At 72.0% G+C, this 17,366-nt stretch carries 22 protein-coding genes and 1 riboswitch; of the genes, 8 read left to right on the top strand and 14 right to left on the bottom strand.

Annotated elements, in window-relative coordinates:
• Positions 1-35: 35 nt before the first annotated feature.
• Positions 36-608 carry a TIGR03086 family metal-binding protein gene (locus ACIBI4_RS06480; RefSeq protein ID WP_399202475.1) on the top strand — a complete coding sequence of 191 codons (573 nt, stop codon included), beginning with the start codon at positions 36-38 and terminating at the stop codon, positions 606-608.
• Positions 609-827: 219 nt separating this feature from the next.
• Here the strand turns inward: ACIBI4_RS06480 and ACIBI4_RS06475 are convergent, their stop codons facing one another.
• The 5 genes from ACIBI4_RS06475 to bioB form a co-directional block, all read right to left on the bottom strand.
• Entirely contained in the window at positions 828-1,490 is a 663-nt protein-coding gene (locus ACIBI4_RS06475) for a class I SAM-dependent methyltransferase (RefSeq protein WP_399202474.1), read from the bottom strand.
• 101 nt (positions 1,491-1,591) lie between these two features.
• Positions 1,592-1,936, bottom strand: a complete 345-nt coding sequence (locus ACIBI4_RS06470) for a VOC family protein (RefSeq protein WP_399202473.1) — start codon at positions 1,934-1,936, stop codon at positions 1,592-1,594.
• A gap of 63 nt (positions 1,937-1,999) precedes the next feature.
• Positions 2,000-2,689: a dethiobiotin synthase gene (bioD, locus tag ACIBI4_RS06465; RefSeq protein WP_399202472.1), complete on the bottom strand. Its 690-nt coding sequence runs from the start codon at positions 2,687-2,689 to the stop codon at positions 2,000-2,002.
• Between the two features lie 103 nt (positions 2,690-2,792).
• Positions 2,793-4,070 carry an adenosylmethionine--8-amino-7-oxononanoate transaminase gene (locus ACIBI4_RS06460; RefSeq protein WP_399202471.1) on the bottom strand — a complete coding sequence of 426 codons (1,278 nt, stop codon included), beginning with the start codon at positions 4,068-4,070 and terminating at the stop codon, positions 2,793-2,795.
• Positions 4,063-5,349, bottom strand: a complete 1,287-nt coding sequence (gene bioB / locus ACIBI4_RS06455) for a biotin synthase BioB (RefSeq protein ID WP_399202470.1) — start codon at positions 5,347-5,349, stop codon at positions 4,063-4,065. Before bioB ends, ACIBI4_RS06460 begins: the two co-directional genes overlap by 8 nt.
• Positions 5,350-5,568: 219 nt before the next feature.
• Between bioB and ACIBI4_RS06450 the strand changes: the two genes are divergently transcribed.
• Positions 5,569-6,765: an 8-amino-7-oxononanoate synthase gene (locus ACIBI4_RS06450; RefSeq protein ID WP_399202469.1), complete on the top strand. Its 1,197-nt coding sequence runs from the start codon at positions 5,569-5,571 to the stop codon at positions 6,763-6,765.
• A 46-nt stretch (positions 6,766-6,811) separates the two neighbouring features.
• Here ACIBI4_RS06450 and ACIBI4_RS06445 read toward each other — a convergent pair whose 3' ends face one another.
• Positions 6,812-7,060: a DUF397 domain-containing protein gene (locus tag ACIBI4_RS06445; RefSeq protein WP_399202468.1), complete on the bottom strand. Its 249-nt coding sequence runs from the start codon at positions 7,058-7,060 to the stop codon at positions 6,812-6,814.
• Between the two features lie 9 nt (positions 7,061-7,069).
• Positions 7,070-7,933: a helix-turn-helix domain-containing protein gene (locus tag ACIBI4_RS06440; protein WP_399202467.1), complete on the bottom strand. Its 864-nt coding sequence runs from the start codon at positions 7,931-7,933 to the stop codon at positions 7,070-7,072.
• A gap of 243 nt (positions 7,934-8,176) precedes the next feature.
• Here ACIBI4_RS06440 and ACIBI4_RS06435 point away from each other — a divergent pair, with 243 nt between their 5' ends.
• A complete protein-coding gene (locus ACIBI4_RS06435) occupies positions 8,177-8,608 on the top strand; it encodes an ATP-binding protein (RefSeq protein WP_399202466.1) in 432 nt (143 codons plus the stop codon).
• A gap of 10 nt (positions 8,609-8,618) precedes the next feature.
• On the opposite strand, the gene ACIBI4_RS06430 is transcribed toward ACIBI4_RS06435, so the two are convergent.
• Both ACIBI4_RS06430 and ACIBI4_RS06425 read right to left on the bottom strand, forming a co-directional pair.
• Complete coding sequence (locus ACIBI4_RS06430) at positions 8,619-9,281, bottom strand: response regulator (RefSeq protein ID WP_399202660.1); 663 nt, start codon at positions 9,279-9,281, stop codon at positions 8,619-8,621.
• A 14-nt stretch (positions 9,282-9,295) separates the two neighbouring features.
• On the bottom strand, positions 9,296-10,417 hold the full coding sequence (locus tag ACIBI4_RS06425) for a sensor histidine kinase (protein ID WP_399202465.1): 1,122 nt from the start codon (positions 10,415-10,417) through the stop codon (positions 9,296-9,298).
• A 235-nt stretch (positions 10,418-10,652) separates the two neighbouring features.
• Between ACIBI4_RS06425 and ACIBI4_RS06420 the strand changes: the two genes are divergently transcribed.
• The gene (locus tag ACIBI4_RS06420; protein ID WP_399202464.1) at positions 10,653-11,027 is read left to right on the top strand and encodes a DUF6223 family protein; all 375 of its coding nucleotides are present in this window, start codon (positions 10,653-10,655) and stop codon (positions 11,025-11,027) included.
• Positions 11,028-11,052: 25 nt separating this feature from the next.
• On the opposite strand, the gene ACIBI4_RS06415 is transcribed toward ACIBI4_RS06420, so the two are convergent.
• The gene (locus ACIBI4_RS06415) at positions 11,053-11,976 is read right to left on the bottom strand and encodes a LysR family transcriptional regulator (protein ID WP_399202463.1); all 924 of its coding nucleotides are present in this window, start codon (positions 11,974-11,976) and stop codon (positions 11,053-11,055) included.
• 84 nt (positions 11,977-12,060) lie between these two features.
• Here ACIBI4_RS06415 and ACIBI4_RS06410 point away from each other — a divergent pair, with 84 nt between their 5' ends.
• On the top strand, positions 12,061-12,693 hold the full coding sequence (locus ACIBI4_RS06410; RefSeq protein ID WP_399202462.1) for a LysE family translocator: 633 nt from the start codon (positions 12,061-12,063) through the stop codon (positions 12,691-12,693).
• A gap of 85 nt (positions 12,694-12,778) precedes the next feature.
• Here ACIBI4_RS06410 and ACIBI4_RS06405 read toward each other — a convergent pair whose 3' ends face one another.
• The 3 genes from ACIBI4_RS06405 to ACIBI4_RS06395 all read right to left on the bottom strand — a co-directional run bounded on the left by ACIBI4_RS06405 (position 12,779) and on the right by ACIBI4_RS06395 (position 14,714).
• Positions 12,779-13,252 (bottom strand): C40 family peptidase, encoded by a 474-nt coding sequence (locus tag ACIBI4_RS06405; RefSeq protein WP_399202461.1) that lies wholly within the window; start codon positions 13,250-13,252, stop codon positions 12,779-12,781.
• A 3-nt stretch (positions 13,253-13,255) separates the two neighbouring features.
• A riboswitch (cyclic di-AMP (ydaO/yuaA leader) is annotated at positions 13,256-13,467 on the bottom strand.
• A 324-nt stretch (positions 13,468-13,791) separates the two neighbouring features.
• The gene (locus tag ACIBI4_RS06400; RefSeq protein ID WP_399202659.1) at positions 13,792-14,103 is read right to left on the bottom strand and encodes a hypothetical protein; all 312 of its coding nucleotides are present in this window, start codon (positions 14,101-14,103) and stop codon (positions 13,792-13,794) included.
• Between the two features lie 5 nt (positions 14,104-14,108).
• Entirely contained in the window at positions 14,109-14,714 is a 606-nt protein-coding gene (locus ACIBI4_RS06395; protein WP_399202460.1) for an ATP-dependent Clp protease proteolytic subunit, read from the bottom strand.
• A 93-nt stretch (positions 14,715-14,807) separates the two neighbouring features.
• Here ACIBI4_RS06395 and ACIBI4_RS06390 point away from each other — a divergent pair, with 93 nt between their 5' ends.
• Complete coding sequence (locus ACIBI4_RS06390; protein ID WP_399202459.1) at positions 14,808-15,089, top strand: type II toxin-antitoxin system Phd/YefM family antitoxin; 282 nt, start codon at positions 14,808-14,810, stop codon at positions 15,087-15,089.
• A gap of 114 nt (positions 15,090-15,203) precedes the next feature.
• Here ACIBI4_RS06390 and ACIBI4_RS06385 read toward each other — a convergent pair whose 3' ends face one another.
• Positions 15,204-16,223 carry an ABC transporter permease gene (locus tag ACIBI4_RS06385; RefSeq protein WP_399202458.1) on the bottom strand — a complete coding sequence of 340 codons (1,020 nt, stop codon included), beginning with the start codon at positions 16,221-16,223 and terminating at the stop codon, positions 15,204-15,206.
• Between the two features lie 115 nt (positions 16,224-16,338).
• Here ACIBI4_RS06385 and ACIBI4_RS06380 point away from each other — a divergent pair, with 115 nt between their 5' ends.
• Positions 16,339-16,971, top strand: a complete 633-nt coding sequence (locus ACIBI4_RS06380) for a TetR/AcrR family transcriptional regulator (protein ID WP_399202457.1) — start codon at positions 16,339-16,341, stop codon at positions 16,969-16,971.
• 90 nt (positions 16,972-17,061) lie between these two features.
• On the top strand, positions 17,062-17,364 hold the full coding sequence (locus tag ACIBI4_RS06375; protein WP_399202456.1) for an urease subunit gamma: 303 nt from the start codon (positions 17,062-17,064) through the stop codon (positions 17,362-17,364).
• The last annotated feature ends 2 nt before the right edge of the window (positions 17,365-17,366 follow it).

Raw genomic sequence — 17,366 nt, 5'->3', positions numbered from 1 at the left:
AGATGCGGTGCCGCGGCGGGCCGTACGGTCGCCGTATGAGCAAGGACATCACCGAACTGTTCGAGGCGGCCGGACACCGAGCCGCCGCCGTCCTGGACGGCATCGACGACAGCGCCCTCGACTCACCGACCCCGTGTGCCGAGTACGACGTCCGGGGTCTCGTGAACCATCTGCTGCATGTGGTCGTCCAGTTCCAGGCCCTCGCCGCCAAGGAACCGTCCGACTTCGCCACGACACCCGACTACGTGGCCGACGAGCCCGACTGGCGCGGCCGCTTCGCCAAGGAGACCGCGCGCCTGGGCGAGGCCTGGGCGCGGCCCGGCGCGCTGGAGGGTGCCACCGGTCTGATGGGCATGCCCGCGACGACCGTCTCACGCATGGCGCTCGGCGACCTCGTGGTGCACGCCTGGGACCTGGCGCGGGCGACCGGCCGGACGTACGTGCCCGACCCCGACGTGCTCGCCGACATCGCCCCGGTCTGGGCCGAACTGGTCCCGGGCGGGCGGAAGATGGGGGCGTTCGGCGAACCCGTCGACGTACCCGAGGGCGCCTCGCCGCTCGACACGCTGCTCGCCCTGACCGGCCGCGATCCCCGGTGGCGGCCCTGACCCTCGGTCCTGCCTGCCGCCTCGATCCTCCGTCCTGCGCCCTTAGAGCCTGTTTCCGAACCCCCGCCTGCGCCCCGACGCCCGGCACGCACTCTCGGCGCACGGCGCCCCAGGACAGGTGGCTCCGCCACATGACCTGGAACGCCGCACGCCGAGAGCACGCACCGACCGCCGCTGCGCCGTCCTTCGGACGAACGACGGGGGTTCGGAAACAGGCTCTCAGTCCTGCTTGCGGGCTGTTCCGAGCACGCAGTACGAGGTCGGCAGGCGCAGCCGTGACGGCGGGATGAGGAAGGGGCGGGACGCGGTGATCTCGAAGCCGGCGTCCCGCAGCGACGCGAGCGGCTCGCGTCCCACATGGCAGCCGCCGAAGAGGCGGGGCCACACGGTCGCGTCGAGCCCGCGCTGGAACGCGACCATCGCACGGCCCTGCGGGGCCCGCCCGTGCTCGAAGAACCGCAGCTCGCCGCCGGGACGCAGCACCCGCCGCGCCTCGGCGAGCGCGCGCGGGACGTCGCGCACGCTGCACAGCACGAGCGAGAACACGGCCGCGTCGAAGGCCTCGCTCTTGACCGGCAGCGCCTCCGCCGCGCCCGGCACCACATCCACCGGGACCTCGGCGTGCAGGGCGGCGTCAACCGCCAACTGCCGCAGATGACGCTCCGGTTCGATGGCGACGACCTCGGAGACCGTCGACGGATAGTGGGCGAAGTTCAGCCCGTTGCCCGCACCGATCTCGATCACCCGGCCGGTCAGGCCCGCCAGGAGCTCCTTGCGGTGGCGGGCGATGAGCTTCTCGGCCGCGACGCTCTGCTTCTCGTAGAAGCGCGCGAAGATCGGGTGGTGCACGGCGTCCTTGGGCACGGATCCGGAGCGCGGCATGTTGCCTCCTCGGCCGACGGGTGCGTCACTCTTGATTCTGCCCCTCGTCCCCAGGATTCCGCCCTGCGCGTGCGGCCGTACGGCCGCCGCCCGAGGGAGCGCTACCCGCTGACGAAGCAGAACTCGTTGCCCTCGGGGTCCTGCAGCACCTGGAAGTCCCCGTACTCGTCGGTGACGACCCCGCCCAGGCGCCGTGCGCCCAGCGCCTCGGCCTCGGCGGTCGCGGGACCCAGTTCGCCCGCGTTCACGTCGAGGTGCAGCCGGTTCTTGGCCGCCTTCTTCTCCGGGACGGCCTGGAAGGCGATCCGGGTGAAGCCGGGGACATCGATGTACGACCAGTCCGGCGTCCGGTCCACCGGCTCCACGTCGAGCAACGCGGCCCAGAAACGGACCAGTTGGGCGGGGTCGGAACAGTCGAAGACGATTTCCTCGATACGTGCGCGCATGGCGGTCAGCGTACGTCGTGCCCGCGCCCGTGCCGTGCACGTACCGGTCCGCGTGCCCTGTGCTCAGCCCCGCCGCGTACCGCCGAGGCGCGGCGCGAGCCAGGATGCCGCCCGCGCGCGGAACACGTCCGGTGCGAGCACCCCCGCGCCCTCCGGGACCGCGCCGAGCAGCGGGGCCTCGGCGACGGTGGGCAGGTCGGTGAGGTTGCAGCGTTCGGCGAGGCCCGGCTCGGCGGGCAGGCTGCCGACCACGACGCCCTCCTGCGTCAGACCGCGCGTCCGCAGTGCCTCCCCGGTCAGCGCGGCCGAGTTGAGCGTGCCGAGTCCGGCCGGAGCGACCACCAGGACGGGGGCGCCCAGGAGCCGGGCCGCGTCGGCGAGCGTGGCGCCCGCGTCGTCGAAGCGGACGAGCAGCCCGCCCGCGCCCTCCACGAGCACGAGGTCGTGCGCGGCGGCCAGCTTCTCGGCGGCCTCGGCGATCTCCGAGGGAAGCACAGGGGCCAGGCCCGCGCGCCGCGCGGCGGTCGCGGGCGCCAACGGCTCGGGATAGCGGGCGAGTTCGAGGCCCGTGACCGGGCCCGCGAGCCGCGTCACCTCGGCGACATCGCCCGCCTCACCCGGTGCGACACCGGTCTGCGCGGGCTTGAGCACCGCGACCGAACGCCCCGCGGCGAGCGCCACCGCGGCGACAGCCGCCGTGGTGACCGTCTTGCCGATCTCGGTCCCGGTGCCGGTGACGACCAGTACCGTCATGTCTGTTCTCCTTCGTGCGGTGCACCGCACCACGCGCCCGTGCCTCAGTGTCCTGAACGCCGTCGCGTTCCCCGTGGGCGACGTCCGCCGCCCCGTCCGTGCCTCAGCCCGCGCTCGCGGCCGCGAGCACCGCACGGCAGATCCGGGCCACGTCAGCGTCGCCGGTCACGTACGGCGGCATCGTGTAGACGAGATCGCGGAAGGGCCGCAGCCACACCCCTTCGCGTACGGCCGCGCGGGTCGCCGCCGCCATGTCGATCTCATGGTCGAGCTGGACGACACCGATCGCACCGAGCACCCGTACGTCCACCACGCCCGGCAGCCCGCCCGCCGGTACGAGCCCTTCGCGCAGCCCGTACTCGATGCGCTTGACCTCGCTCTGCCAGTCCTGGCCGAGGAGCAGCTCGATCGAGGCGCAGGCCACCGACGCGGCCAGCGGATTGCCCATGAAGGTCGGGCCGTGCGCGAGCACCGGCACCTCGCCGCGCGAGATGTCCTCGGCGACCCGCGAGGTGCACAGCGTCGCCGCCATCGTGAGGTAACCGCCGGTCAGCGCCTTGCCCACGCACATGACGTCGGGGGTGACCCGCGCATGCCCGGCCGCGAACAGCTCGCCGGTCCGCCCGAAGCCCGTGGCGATCTCGTCGAACACGAGCAGCACGCCGTGCTCGTCGCAGGCCTCGCGCAGTACCCGCAGATACGCGGGGGAGTGGAAGCGCATCCCGCCCGCGCCCTGCACCACCGGCTCGACGATCACCGCGGCCGCCTCGGCGGCGTGCTCGGCGATCGTGGTGCGCAGCAGCTCGGCGTACGTCTCGTCGAACTCGACCGGGGGAGCGGGCGCGAACACCTGGCGGGGCAGCGCGCCCGACCACAGCTCGTGCATCCCGCCCTCGGGGTCGCACACCGACATCGGATGCCAGGTGTCGCCGTGGTAGCCGCCGCGCCAGGTGATCAGGCGCTGCTTCTCCGGGCGGCCGAGCGAGCGCCAGTACTGCAGGCACATCTTCTGGGCGACCTCGACCGACACCGAACCCGAGTCGGCGAGGAAGACGTGCTCAAGGCCCTCGGGCGTGATGTCGACGAGCAGCTTGCTCAGGCGTACGGCGGGCTCGTGCGTGAGCCCGCCGAACATGACATGGCTCATCCGGTCGAGCTGACCGCGCGCCGCCTCGTTGAGCACGGGGTGGTTGTAGCCGTGGATCGCCGACCACCACGACGACATCCCGTCGACGAGCTCCTCGCCGCCGGCCAGCCGCAGCCGCACCCCGTTCGCCGACTCGACGACCAGGGGTTCCTGGCGGCCGGGCATCGGACCGTAGGGGTGCCAGACGTGGCGGCGGTCGAGGTCGAGGAGCTCGGCCGGGGTGAGGTCAGGCATTGGGCGCGAGATCCGTTCCGGCGCCCCGGCGGCGTACCGCCACCAGATCCGTACGGGCTCCGGGGACGGCGGACGGCTCGGACTCCGAAGGCTCCGAGGCCGCCGAGGCGGCGGCGGGCTCCGACGCCGCGACGGACTCCGACGCGGGCTCCGACGAACCGCAGGGACCGCAGCCGCCACCGTGCGCGCCGCACCCGGAGGCGTCCTCCGTGTCATGCGACCCGCACCCGGACGAGGCAGAGGCATGCGAGCCGCAGCCGCCGCCGAGCGCGTCCGCCCGGTGCGCGGGCAGCGTCGTCGTGCCCGCGCCCTCCACCTCGAAGCCGGCGTCCGCGATCATGTCCAGGTCGGCCTGGCCGGCCTGGCCCTCGCTGGTGAGGTAGTCGCCCAGGAAGATCGAGTTGACCAGGTGCAGCGCGAGCGGCTGCATCGAGCGCAGATGGACCTCGCGCCCGCCCGCGAGCCGCACCTCGACGTCGGGGCAGACGAAGCGCACCATCGCGAGGATCCGCAGCGCGCGCTGCGGGGTCAGGTTCCACTCCTTGGCGAGCGGGGTGCCCTCGAAGGGGATCAGGAAGTTCACCGGCACCGAGTCGGGGTCGAGCTCGCGCAGCGAGAAGACCACGTCGACGAGGTCCTCGTCGCTCTCGCCCATGCCCGCGATCAGACCCGAACAGGCCGAGAGACCGGCGGCCTGCGCCTGCTGCACGGTGTCCACCCGGTCCGCGTACGTGTGCGTCGTGGTGATCTCGCCGTACGTGCCCTCGGACGTGTTGAGGTTGTGGTTGTACGCGTCGGCGCCCGCCTCGCGCAGCCGTCCCGCCTGACCTTCGGAGAGCAGTCCGAGGCAGGCGCAGACCTCGACGCCCTCGTTCTGCTCCTTGATCGCCTCGATGGTCTTGGAGACCCGGTCGACGTCGCGGTCCGTGGGACCGCGGCCGCTCGCCACCAGACAGACCCGCTTGGCGCCGCCCGCGACACCGGCCGCCGCGGCCTTCGAGGCGTCCTCCGGCTTCAGCCACGTGTACTTGAGGATCTCGGCCTTGGAGCCGAGCCGCTGCGAACAGTACGAGCAGTCCTCGGGGCAGAGCCCGGACTTGAGGTTGACCAGGTAGTTGAGCTTCACGCGACGCCCGAACCACTGGCGGCGCACCTTGCCCGCGGCGGCGACCACGTCGAGCAGTGCGTCGTCCGAAGTGGCGAGCACGGCGAGTGCCTCTTCGCGGGTCGGCAGCTCGCGCCGAAGCCCCTTGTCCACGAGCGTGTTCAGCAGGTCCATGAGTGCAGATCCTTGCCTACGCGCCCGCCCCCGGCCAAGTAGGAACCGCACAACAGTGGCTCGGTGAGGTGTGGGTATTGCCACACGCTGACCTCGTGTGACTGCCGCTAGGGTCTGTTGACTGCCGACAAAGACCGGCTGACGCCGAGAAACGCCGGCCGACGCCGAAAACGCCGGCAGAGCCAGGCAGAACTCTCCCCAGGACCCGAGGACGGCCGGATGGACACGCCAGCGCACGCTCACGGGAACCGCTCGGCGCCGGGGTCCGGCTCGGTGCCGGCGCCCGGCGACCCCTTCGCCCGGCTGGACGAGCAGGCCGATGCGCGCCGCGCCGCCGGACTCGTCCGCACCCTGCGTCCGCGTCCCGCCGACTCCCCGCTGCTCGACCTCGCGAGCAACGACTACCTGGGCCTGACCCGTCACCCCGAGGTCGTGGCGGGCGCCGCCGAGGCGGCCCGCACCTGGGGCGCGGGAGCCACCGGCTCCCGTCTGGTCACGGGCACGACCGAACTGCACGCCCGATTGGAGCAGGAGCTCGCCGCGTTCTGCGGCTTCGAGGCGGCGCTGGTCCTGTCGTCCGGCTACGCGGCCAACCTCGCCGCCGTCACGGCACTCGCCCCGCACGGCACCCTGATCGTCTCGGACGCCTCGAACCACGCCTCGCTGATCGACGGCTGCCGTCTCGCCCGCGGCACCACCGCGGTCGCCGCGCACAACGACCCCGAGTCCGTCCGCAAGGCGCTCGGCACCCACCAGGGTCCCGCGCTCGCGGTCACCGACTCCGTGTTCTCGGTCGACGGCGACCGTGCCCCGCTGGCGGAACTCGCCGCCGTATGCCGCGAGTCGGGCGCCGGACTGCTGCTCGACGACGCGCACGGGCTCGGCGTACTCGGGGAAGGGGGCCGCGGCGCCGCGCAGGCCGCGGGCCTCGCGGGCGCGCCCGACGTGGTCGCCACGCTCACCCTGTCCAAGTCGCTCGGCAGCCAGGGCGGTGCGGTCCTCGGACCGGCGAAGGTCATCGAGCACCTGGTGAACACGGCCCGTACCTTCATCTTCGACACCGGCCTCGCCCCCGCGGCGGCAGGCGGCGCGCTCGCGGCCCTGCGGCTGCTGCGCCGCGAACCCGCCCGCGCCGAGCGCGCCCGCGAGGTCGCCTCCGCACTGCACTCCGGACTGACCGCGGCGGGACTGCAGGCCGTACGTCCCGACGCCGCCGTGGTCTCCGTCCGCGCGCCCTCGCCGGACGAGGCGGTCGCCTGGGCGGCCGACTGCCGTGCGGCCGGGCTGCGGGTCGGCTGCTTCCGGCCGCCGTCGGTACCGGACGGCATCTCCCGGCTGCGGCTCACCGCGCGCGCGGACCTCACGGACGCGGACATCGAAAGCGCGGTACGGACGATCGTCCGTACCGCGCCGTAGCACCGTTCGCTCGAAGGGCCGGGTGGCACTGTTCCCTCGGAAGGGCCTAGAGCTCCTCGCCTCGGACGGCGTCGAGGAAGGAGGTCCAGGCGGCGGGTGCGAAGAGCAGAGCGGGTCCTTCGGTGTCCTTCGAATCACGGACGGCCAGCAGACCCGACAGGGCGCCCTGGCTGAGCGCCGCCGTCTCCACGCAGTTGTTCATCCCGGTGCTGGCGCTGCTGCGCCGCCACCGGAGGTCGTGCCCGACTCTGTTCAGAGAGGTACTGGAGAGAACGTACCGAGGCAGTGCTGTCATCGTGCCTCCTTACGCGCCATCACCGATCCCGGCGATGTATTCCAGGCTGTCCTCGGCCGAAAGGGCCTGTTCCTGAAGGGAGTTGAAGGCCTCGGTGTAGGCCTTGAGGTCTTCTTTCCGCTCCAGGTAGAGGCTACTCGTCAAATGGTCGAGAACAACCACATCCAGATCAGCAATGTTCGGAAACGAAAAAATAAGAAAGGGACCCGTGAGGCCCACGTGACCGCCCGCTGCGAACGGGAGCACCTGGAGTGACACATGCGGCAGCCGCGCCACCTCGACGAGCTGCCGCAACTGACGCCCCATCACGCCGTAGCCCCCCACCGGCCTGCGCAGCACCGCCTCGTCGACCACCGCGCTGAGCGCGAGCGGCGGCTCACCGCGCAGCACGTCCTGACGGGCGAGCCGCACCTGCACCAGCTCGTCGACCTGGCCTTCCGGCAGCCCGTCGAGCGCCGCCCGGGTCACCGCCCGCGCGTACTCGGGCGTCTGCAGCAGTCCCGGCACCACCGCGGTCTCCAGGGTGCGCACCTGACAGGCCTGCGACTCCAGCGAGATGAAGTCCCGGTAGGCCGGCGGGAGCAGTCCTTTGTAGGCATGCCACCATTGGTGACGCGCCGCACCCTCGCCGTCCGCACCCGCCAACGCCTCGAACAGCGCCCGTAGTTGAGGGTCGCGCACCTCGTAGGTGTCGAGCAGCATCCCCACGTCCGCGGGCTTCGCGTTGCTCGCTCCGGTCTCTATTCGGCTGACCTTCGACTGGTGCCAGCCGACCCGCCGGGCCACCTCGCCACTGGTGAGTCCCGCCCGGTCGCGCAGCGCGCGCAGCTCGGCACCGAGTTTGCGGCGCCGCACCGCAGGCCCGTACTTCATGCCCGGCTCCTCCCGTGCAGTTCGATGGGTCAGTGTCGCTCCCAAATACGGTCTTCCGTAGCAGAGTTCACCGCTTCGAGCGACAGATATATGCATATCTTGGGGGATCGGTACGTGTTGGCGCTTGGGTAGTGGCAGTCTGGCGCGAAGCACCAGTCCGGGGCCCTCCGTGATTCAGGTGATTCGCATTCCGGCCGCCTCGTGCCGGGAGTTCGGCCCCGGTGGGAAAGGGACAGCGTCGCCATGGCAGATCACCAGGAAGCATCCGTCACGCTGCCGAGCGATCCCGCCTCGGTGTCCGCCGCGCGGAACTACGTCCTTCATATGCTCGCGGAGTGGGGTCTGCCGGGCGACACCGAAGTCGCCGACACCGTACGGCTGATCGTCTCCGAACTCGCCACCAACGCCGTCCAGCACACCTTCGGGCAGTCGCCCACGTTCACGGTGGATCTGGAGCTGGAACGCGACGAGCAGCTGCGCATCGGGGTGACCGACAGCCACCCCCGCTTCCCCAAGCGGCTGCCCGCCGCGGTCCAGCAGGACAACGGGCGTGGCATGGTCATCATCCGCTGGCTCACCGCGGAGTGCGGCGGCCGCCTCTCGGTCAACGCGACGGCGGAGGGCGGCAAGACCGTGTGGATCGCGCTCCCGTGGACGGCACCCGTTCAGAGCTGAGCGCTCTGCCTCAGGTCGTACGGGGTGTCACGAGCCCCGAGTCGTAGGCGAAGACCACCAGTTGGGCCCGGTCGCGGGCGTGCAGCTTCGTCATGGCGCGGTTGATGTGCGTCTTCGCGGTCAGCGGACTGATCACCATGTGGTCCGCGATCTCGTCGTTCGACAGGCCCTGCGCCGCCAGCGCGACCGCCTCCCGTTCCCGGCCGGTCAGCTCGTCCAGACCGCTGCCCGCCGCCACCGGCGCCGGTTCACTGACGAAGCGCTGGATCAGACGGCGCGTGACCGACGGGGCGAGCAGCGCGTCGCCGCGCGCCGCGACCCGTACCGAGTGCAGCAGGTCCTCCGGGAGGATGTCCTTCACCAGGAAACCCGCGGCGCCCGCGCGCAGCGCGTCGAGCACGTACTCGTCCATGCCGTAGTTCGTCAGGATCACCACGTGCACCGCGGCCAGGGCGGGATCGGCCGCGATCCGCCGGGTCGTCTCGATCCCGTCGACCACCGGCATCTGCACGTCGACGAGGACCACGTCCGGCAGCAGCCGCCGTACGAGCGCGAGGCCCTCCTCGCCGTCACCGGCCTCGCCCACCACCTCGATGTCGTTCTCGAGAGCGAGCAGTGCGCGGAAGCCGCTGCGGATCAGCGGCTGGTCGTCGACCAGGACGACGCGGATCATCGGGCGCTCTCCGCTCATCGGGCAGCCTCCACCGGCAGTTCGGCCCGGACGGAGAAACCGCCCTCGGCACGGGGCCCCGTCTCGATCCGGCCGCCGAGCGCGGTGACCCGCTCCCGCATGCCGAGCAGTCCGAGACCGGGTTCGTGGGAGCCGGTCGCCCGGCCGTTGTCGTCGATCCGTAGGGTCAGGGTGCCCGGGCGGTGCTCGACTCCGACCGCGGCGGTCGTGGCGTCCGCGTGCCGTACGACATTGGTCAGCGCCTCCTGCACGATCCGGTACGCGGAGCGGCTCACCGCGGCCGGTACGTCACCGCGCCGCCCCTCGACCGTCAGGGTCACGTCGAGACCGCCGCGGCCGGCCCGCTCCACCAGTTCCTTGAGGTCGTCGAGGCCGCGCGGTGGCGCCGTCGCGTCATCGCGCAGCGCCTCCAGGGTGGCCCGCAGCTCACGGGTCGCCTCGCGCCCGGCCTCCTGGATGGCGAGCAGCGCCTCGGAGACCTCCTCGCCGCGCCGCTTCGCCACATGCACCGCGACCTCCGACTGCACCTTGATGATTGAGATCTGATGGGTGAGCGAGTCGTGCAACTCCCGCGCGATGTGCAGCCGTTCCTCGTCGGCGCGCCGCCGCGCGGTCTCCTCCCGGCTGCGCTCCGCCTCGGCCGCGCGCCGCTCCGCCTGCCGCAGCGCCTCGCCCGCCGCGAACGCGGCGATCAGCCAGGCCACTTCGAGCGTGCCGCGCGCCTGACCGAGCGCCTCGCGCGCGGTGCCGTCGTGGAAGAGCAGCGCGCCCACATGCAGGGCCAGGAACAGTGCGACCGTCGTGATCACCGTGAACAGGTGGTGCCCGGCCCGAACGGCGCCGTACACGGCGACGAGGTAGGGGACGGACAGCACCTCGAAACCGGCGGTCTGATAGCCGAGCGCACACAGGGCGGTGACCACGAGTACGGCGAGCGGTGCCCGCCCGCGTGCGGCCAGCGCGAGCCCGCCGCCGGCAAGGAGCACCGCGCCGACGACGCGGGCAGCCCCGTCCGGGCCCGGGCCCGAAAGGCCGGTCCCGAGCAGCAGCGCCGCCACGGCGACGGCGACCAGCCAGGTGGTCACACCTGCCGGGAGTCGGAAGCGCCCAAGGTCCATGCGTCGCACCCTAGCCGCGCGCCGCCCGCGGGGGATCGGTCCGCTGGCGGACCGGGCGGCTACCGCGGGCGCAGTAGGCGCGCGCCCGCTGCCACGGCCGCGGTAGCCGGGTGCGACGCGGGCGGCAGGGCGAAGTGACTGCGTTCGCCGGACGACCGGGTGCGGCGATGACGGCAGTCTCGAAGTCATCGGGAGCCGGGCATCACCGGATCCCTCCGATGACGAAGGAGCCGTCATGAACACAGCACAGACGCTGATGCTGGCCGCCGAAGGCGGAGTCATCGGCGACGGGCGTACCGGCGCCAACCTGGCGCTCGGCGTGGGCTTCCTCGCCGTGGTCCTCGGCCTGCTCGCACTCGGCCGCACCAAGGGGCGCTTCGGTTTCATGAACGCCCGGACCGGCGCGCTCAGCGCGATCCCGGTGGGCCTGGCCGCCACGTTCCTCGCCGTCCTGCACCTGGCCACCTCCGAAGGCGGCCCCGGTACCGGCAACGGCATGGTCGGCGCGGTCGTCGCCATCCCGCTGGGCCTGGCCGGCATGGCCCTCGGCGCCCGCGTCCTCACCCGCTCCGGTGACCGCCGTGCCGTTCAGCACAGCCGAGTCGAGTAGCGCGAAAGGCGGTCTTTGGCCGTGCTCACTCCGACACGGCCCCACCGGTCCGCCCGAACGCCCCGCGCAGCAAGGCCCTCAGCGTCCCCGCCGCCGCGTTCGACTCCTCCGCGCGGTGCACCACCGAGATGGTCCTGCGAAGGGACGGCGGCTCAAGTCGCCGTACGCCCAGGGGAGTCGGCGAGATCCGCGCCACCATCTCCGGAACCACCGCGACGCCCAGGCCCGCACTGGCCAGCGCGCACACCACCGCGTAGACCGGTGTCTCCATCACCACGGACGGTGCCGCGCCCGCCGCCGCGAGCGCGGCCTCCACACCGCGCCGCCGGGGGTGGTCCGGTGCCATGGAGATCAGTGGCTGGCCCGCGAGGTCCGCGAGCGGCAGCCGGTCCGCCCCCGCCGCCAGTACGTGCCCCGGCGCCGTCACCAGGACCAGCTCCTCGACGAGCAGCACCTCCGCCCGTACGGAACGCGGCAGCGGCTCCGGATCGGCGGGCTCGTAGGTGTGCGTGAGCGCCAGGTCCACCTCGCCGTCGGCCACCGCGGTCACTCCGGCCGGCGGCTCGAAGTCCGCGACCGCCAGCTCCACGTCGGGATGGGCGCGCCGGAACGCGCTGAGGGCAGGTGGCAGCAGATGGATCCCCGCCGTCGGGAACGTGCCGATACGCAGCCTGCCCCCGGACAGACCGGTCAGCTGCGCCAGCTCGTGCCGCGCGCGGTCCAGCTCGTCGAGCACCCGCCGCGCCCGCGCCACGAGCAGCTCACCGGCGGCCGTGAGACGTGCGCCGCGATGATGCCGTACGAGCAAGGCGGTACCCGCCTCGCGCTCCAGCTTGGCCAGCTGCTGGGAGAGCGCGGGAGCGGTGTAGCCGAGGCGCTGCGCGGCCCGGGTGATCGAACCGGCCTCGGCCACGGCGACGAGGGCGGCAAGGCGCGTCGGATCGTACATGCTCCCAGCCTAAAGCAGTGCTTAAGGCAGACCCTGAAGATTGCAAGTACCTGGTGAAGGCTCTGCCGGGGCAGGCTGGAGCGCATGGACGCCACGCTGCTCGCCTTCATCCTGCTCGCCGCCGGTCTCGTCGCCCTGCCCGGCGCCGATTTCGCCGTGGTCGTCCGTGGCGCGCTCGTGTCGCGCCGGGCGGGGCTGGCCTGCGCCTTCGGGATCGCGGCCGGGCTCCTGGTGCACACGGTGCTGGCCGTGGCGGGCGTCGCGGCGGTCCTGGCCGCACTGCCGACGCTGTTCCGCGCACTGCAGCTGATCGGCGCGGCGTACGTCCTGCACCTGGGTGTGCAGGCGCTGCTGGCGCTCCGCCGCCCGCGCACCGCATCCGCGGCGGAGGAACCCGACTCCGGCCTCACCGCCGTCGCGGCCTGGCGGCAGGGGTTCCTCACCAACGCCCTGAACCCCAAGGCGTCGATCACGTTCCTCAGCATCCTGCCCCAGTTCGTCCCCGACCGGAGCGCCGCTCTGCCACGCACACTGCTGCTCGCGGCGATCGTGGTCCTGCTCGCGCTGCTGTGGTTCCCGCTGGTTGCCCTGCTCGTCGACCGCCTCGGACGGCTGCTGCGCCGGCCGAAGGCCGCACGCGCCGTGGAGGCGGCCACCGGCGTCGCGCTGACGGCACTCGGACTCGGCCTGCTCATCGCGCCGTTGACGGGCCGATGATCCGTTCCGCCTCCCGGGACGGCGGGAGACGGAACGGAGTACTTCTCAACTTACCGAGCTGCTACGGGTGTTCGGACGCCGGAGCTCAGCGCACCCGCCCGTACCAGACGCTCCGCGTCCAGATCTTCTCCAGACGCACCTTCGAACCGGGCTTCGGGGAGTGCCAGATGCGGCCCTTCCCGGCGTATATGCCGACGTGGTAGACGCTCCGGCCGGAGTGGAAGAACACCAGATCGCCATGCCGGCGCTGGCTCGACCGGATGTGCCGGGTCTTGTTGTACTGGGCCGCTGCCGTACGCGGCAGCTTCTTGCCCGCGCGCTTGTACGAGTAGAGCGTCAGGCCCGAGCAGTCGAAACGACGTGGCCCGGTCGCGCCGTACTTGTACGGTGACCCCTTCTTCGACGCGGCGATCTGAACGGCCTTGGTGGCCACGGCCGCGGCTTCGGCCTCACTTGCTGCACCTGGTACGAGAACGGTGCCGCCGACCACCGCGAGCGTGAGCGCCGAAGCGCTCCCGGCCCGCGCGATCAGAGACGGAACACGGTGACGCGCAGTCATGCGCAACCCTTCGTCAGCCGCCTGTGAAGGATGACCTGTCGGATTCGGGCCAACGAAGAATGCCCGGCCGCCCGATGGTCACGGCGCAACTGCCGTGCCGCCGAGGCGACTTCACCCCAAGGGGCCGTTACCTGTCATGGGCGACAGATCCCGAAGCCCCGTACTGCCTGGGTCCTCCACTCCTGCCGGTCCACCGATGTCGACCTGACATCCGGGCGGCGGCAGGACTCGGCGTCCACCCGGACCGCCCCGCCGCTGTGGCGGGGGCTTGTCGTCGGAAGGGATCTTCACGCACCACCGGTGCGATTTCCGAGTAGAAACGGCTGTTTGTGAGGCTCCTCACCCCTGACCTGTTCGGGTGGACAAGGGGTGGTTACGCGCAGAGACCAGAGCCCCGACGACGCTCGTACCAGCAGCGGAAGAGATCATTCCGGCTCTTGCGTACGTGCGTTACGCAACTCTTCTCGTACGAAAGAAGAGTTGGTGCTTACGCCGGATGGGGGAGCGCGAACGGCCTAGTGCGCGGCGCGTGCAGACGTCTAGTTGCCCTCACGGGCGGGAGGCACCGACACCCGGCCGCTGCGCCGCTCCCCGTCGAGCACCCGCAACGCCCGCGCCAGCGTTGCCGCGTGCACCTCGCTCTCGCCGCGCCGGTGCATCGCATCGAGCGCCTCGCGCAGCTCGACCGCCTTCGCGACCAGGGCCTGCGCGGCCCGCAGCCCGCTGTAGGTGTCGCGTCCGCGCGCCGGATTGATCCGCCCGACCAGATCGACGACTTCGAGATACCGGTCGATCAACTCGCCCTCCGCACGCGTCAGCGCGGGCAGCGGCACCGGCTCGGGCGGCCACATCCCGCTCACCGGCCGCCTCCCGCCGGGGACTTGCGGTGCGGCACGATCCGGTCGGCGATCCCGTACCGCACCGCGGCCGCCGCATCGAGCACGGTGTCGCGCTCCAGATCCGCGGCCACCGTCGCCTGCGGCTGCCCTGTGTGCCGCGCGAGCAGCTCCTCGAACGAGGCGCGCGTCCGCAGCAGTTCACCTGCCCGGACCGCCAGATCGTCGGCCTGACCTTCGACGGGCTCGTCGAGCCGCGGCTGCCGCAGCACGACCCGCGCCCCGGGCAGCACGGCCCGCTTCCCCGGCGCGCCCGCCGCGAGCAGGGCGGCCGCGCAGGACACCGCCTGCCCGAGACAGACGGTCTCCACCTCGCATGAGACGTACCGCATCGTGTCGTACACCGCGCTCATCGCGCTGAACGAGCCGCCGGACGAATTGATGTACAGCGAGATGTCCCGCCCGGGCGCCGCGTGCTCCAGATGCATCAGCCGCGCCACCACCTCTTGGGCCGCGGCGTCATCCACGACCGGCCCGAGGAAGACGATCCGCTCCTTGAGCAGCGCCGCGTACGGATCGTCCGCCGGCTCCGCGGACCACCCCCAGTCACGCACTCCCGCGTCCATGGCAGGCCTCCGCTCGGGCGTGGGTGCGGGCCGGCCTCCCGCACGCCGTTCTGTAAAAAATGTACAGGACGTACGTGACGTTAGAATGGGCGTATGGCCTACGAGATTCCGGTGACGCAAGCCCGGGCAGAGCTCGCCGACCTCATCAACCGTGTGGTGTACGGGGGCGAGCGCGTCGTCGTCACACGGCACGGCAAGCCGCTCGTGGCCCTCGTGTCGGCGGAGGATCTGGCGGAGCTGGAGTCCGGCGCGGAGCCGCGTGGTGAGGAGTCCGTGGTCGGTGCGGTGACGCATGTGCGACCGGGCGAGACGGTGTCCGGCGAGCAGCAGCGGTTCGGGATCGTCGCCGAGCACCGCGGGCGCGGGACCGCTTAGACCACACCCCGGATACGCAAAGACCGTGCACCCTCGTCCGCTACGTCGAGGGTGCACGGTCGTTCTGTGGGGAGTCCGAACCGGTTCGGGGAGTGGGGCCGAAGCGGAGTGCCGTCAGGCGGCCGGGGCCGGCTGCGGGGTGACCTGGGCGGCCGTGTCCTCGCCGGGGCGTGCGGGGCGCCGGCGGGCGCCGCCGATCAGGATCAGCGTCAGACCCGCCAGGGCCCACGCGCCGAGAGTGAGGGCCGGGACCGCCGCCCCCGCGCCGTCGAAGAACGAGACCGACCGCAGCAGCGTTCCGCCCGCCCCCGGCGGCAGCAACTGGCCGAGGAATCCGGCCGGTTCGGGCAGCATCTCGGGTGCGGAGCCGACGCCGGAGAACGGGTTGCCGATGAGGACCACGAGCAGGCCGCCGAGGCCGATACCGGCCGGACCGATGAGGGCCGCGAGTCCCGCGACCGTCGCACTCACCGCGAGCGCCGACAGAGCGAGGACGCCGGCCTCGGTCCACCAGTCGCCGGTGAGCGCCCCGAGCCAGTTGTGCGCGAGGGCCGCGGCGACGATGCCGACCAGGGTGGCCGTACCGACCAGGCCGAGCACGGCCCGTGCCCCGCGCAGCCCCATCATCGTCACCAGCGCGCCGGCCGCGACCCCGGCGATGGCGAGCGGCAGCACGCTGGCGCTGAGCACGCTGCCCCGCGGATCGGCGGCAGGCGCCGGCACCACGTCGTCGGCCTGGACCGGTGCCCCGTCGGGCGCACCGGCGAGCGACTGCTGCAGCAGCTGGGCGACGAGCGGGCTCGCGGCGGTCGAGACGAGGAGCTTCGGGCCGCGCTCGCTGACGGCGACCGCGCCGTATACGGTCCGGTCCTCGATGGCCTCGCGTGCGGCGGCCTCGTCGGCGTAGCGGTGGACCTCGAAGGCGCCGTCCCGCTCGGCCAGCCGCTGCTCGACCTGGGTGACGGCGGTGTCGGGTCCCGCGACGCCGAGCGGGAGGTCGCGCGGTGCGGTGCGGGCGTTGGGCCAGGCGAACGCCCAGAGGGCGAGCGCCACGATCATGGGCACCAGGACGATCACGGCGATCAGCTTGCGGGAGTCCGCGGCGGCCGGGCCCGTCTGTGTAGCGGATGACATGGGGTGCTCCTTCGGTGGAATTTAAAGAGAAGGATCGTTCGTTTTCGTTGTGGCCTCACTTTCCCGCCGCGTCGGTCGCTTGTCAAGAAGGAATGTTCGTTTTAAGTTTGTGGACATGGCCCGCGTATCCCAGGAACACCTCGACGCCCGCCGCCGGCAGATCATCGTCGGCGCCCGCCGCTGCTTCGCCCGCAACGGGTTCCACGCCACGTCCATGCAGGACGTACTCAAGGAAGTGGGGCTCTCCGCCGGGGCGGTCTACCGCTACTTCAGCGGCAAGGAGGAGCTGATCGAGGCGATCGTCCAGGAGGCCTTCGAAGGGATCCGCGACGCCTTCGCGGAAGCCGCCGAGCTGCGTCCCCCGCTCCTGCCCGACGAGTTCCTCTCGCACGTGCTGCGCCGCGTACTCGACGGACCGGGCGAGGGAGACGAGCAGGCCTTCGCCGAACTCGTCCTGCAGGTCTGGGCGGAGACGCTCCGCAACGGCGAACTCTCCGCCAACCTTCGTGCGGGCGTGGTGGGGATGCGGGCTCTGTGGAGCGAAGTCGTCAGGATGTACCAGGCCGAAGGGCTGATGAGCCGCGATGTCGACCCCGACCACGTGGCGCGCACGATGATGGCCATGGCGATGGGTTTCCTCGCCCAGCAGGCGCTGTTCGGGGATGTGAAGCTCGAGCAGCTCGAGGACGGGCTGCGTGCCATCATGCGCATGGAGGTTCCGGACCCGAGCCTGCCCGGCGCCAGTTAACGCGACGGAAAAACTTCGGCACTAGCGTGCAACCTCTTCCCGCGGGGCGGACCTGCCTCCGCCTTACGAAGAGGACTGTGAGGTGCACGCGTGCAACTGACCCCGCATGAGCAGGAACGGCTGCTCATCCATGTCGCCGCCGATGTCGCGGCCAAGCGCCGTGCGCGCGGCGTGAAGCTGAACCACCCCGAGAGCATCGCCCTGATCACCTCACACGTCCTGGAGGGCGCCCGCGACGGCCGGACCGTCGCCGAGCTGATGCGCTCGGGGCGCAAGGTCCTCACGCGCGACGACGTCATGGACGGCGTTCCCGAGATGCTGCACGACGTCCAGGTCGAGGCGACCTTCCCCGACGGGACCAAGCTCGTCACCGTGCACGAGCCGATCGTCTGACG

This window comes from Streptomyces sp. NPDC050418 (assembly GCF_044458745.1).
Lineage (GTDB): Bacteria > Actinomycetota > Actinomycetes > Streptomycetales > Streptomycetaceae > Streptomyces.
Note: the sequence above shows the minus strand (reverse complement) of the source record. Positions and strands in the feature narration are given on the sequence as shown.